Origin of the sequence: Mesorhizobium silamurunense (assembly GCF_014843825.1) — a bacterium.
GTDB lineage: Bacteria > Pseudomonadota > Alphaproteobacteria > Rhizobiales > Rhizobiaceae > Mesorhizobium > Mesorhizobium silamurunense.
Genome location: NZ_JHQR01000033.1, coordinates 1 through 1,235, shown reverse-complemented (window position 1 = coordinate 1,235; position 1,235 = coordinate 1). Strand labels below are relative to the sequence as shown.

Sequence of the window (1,235 nt, the reverse complement as noted above, 5' to 3'; positions counted from 1 at the left end):
CCCTCCAAGACTATGATTTGGTCCAGGGTGCGTCGCTCCCGCGATTACCCCATGTGGACGCCCCCTCACGGCATCGCTGTGCCAAAGTGGTGTCGTCGATCATCACTTGAACGGAGGCGTCCATGTTGGAAGTTAACATAATCGGATTGGATCTGGCGAAGAACGTGTTCCAAGCCCACGGTTCGGATGCGTCGGGAGCTGTGTTGTTCAGGAAGAAGCTTCGCCGCGATCACGTGCTTCGGTTTCTTGCTGCTCAGCCGGCCTGCACGGTTGCCATGGAAGCGTGCGCCGGCGGCCATTACTGGGCGCGGGAGATTGCGAAGCTGGGGCACGATGTCCGGCTAATCGCTCCGGGATACGTGAAGCCTTTCGTGAAGCGGCAGAAGAACGATGCCGCTGACGCCGAAGCGATCTGCGAAGCTGCGCAACGGCCGACCATGCGATTCGTAGCGGTGAAGAGCGAAGATCAGCAAGCTACGGCTATGGTGTTTCGCGTTCGCGACCTGATGGTTCGCCAGCGGACGCAAACCATCAATGCGATACGGGGCCATCTTGCCGAGTTTGGGCTGGTGGCTGCGCAGGGCCTCTTCCATGTAGCCAAGCTTATCGCAGAGATAGAGGACAAGGATTCTACCATCCCCGAAGCCGCCCGCCAGATCCTGTCTCTGGTCGTCGAACAGCTCCGCTCCCTGGATGAGAAGGTGGCAATGCTCGACCGCGAGATTGCCCGGCGCGCCAGGAATGATGCCGAAGCCAAGCGATTGATGACCATCCCCGGCATAGGACCGATTAGCGCGACGGCTGTTGCCGCGTTGGCGCCTTCTGCCAAGACCTTCAAGAGAGGGCGCGGCTTCGCGGCATGGCTCGGCCTCACGCCGCTGCAACATTCCTCAGGGGGAAAGCAGAAGCTCGGCGAAACGTCCCGAATGGGCGAGCGAACCTTGCGCCGGCTGCTGATCATCGGGGCCAGCGCTACCGTGCGCTGGGCTATGCGCAAGGGCGCGACGGCAGATCCGTGGCTCTCGCGGATGCTGAGCCGCAAGCCGCCCATGCTGGTGATCGTCGCCCTGGCCAACAAGACGGCGCGCATCGTGTGGGCCCTGATGGCCAAGGGTGGAACCTATCGGACACCAGCCTTGGCGGGATAGTCCGCTCCCCTGAGCGGGCTACCAAAGCGTGAGAAGGTCGAACGGAGAGTATGGCGCAACGGTCAACGAGACGGGATCGGGAAAACC

1 protein-coding gene is annotated in these 1,235 nt (G+C 61.8%); it reads left to right on the top strand.

Features of this window, described 5'->3' with window-relative positions; translation table 11 throughout:
• The first annotated feature begins 122 nt into the window (after positions 1-122).
• Complete coding sequence (locus DH10_RS03335) at positions 123-1,148, top strand: IS110 family RNA-guided transposase (RefSeq protein WP_192384195.1); 1,026 nt, start codon at positions 123-125, stop codon at positions 1,146-1,148.
• Positions 1,149-1,235 lie beyond the last annotated feature (87 nt).

Excerpts from the sequence above, each read along its gene's own strand:
- DH10_RS03335 (WP_192384195.1), top strand. The coding sequence starts at position 123 with ATGTTGGAAGTTAACATAATCGGATTGGATCTGGCGAAGAACGTGTTC.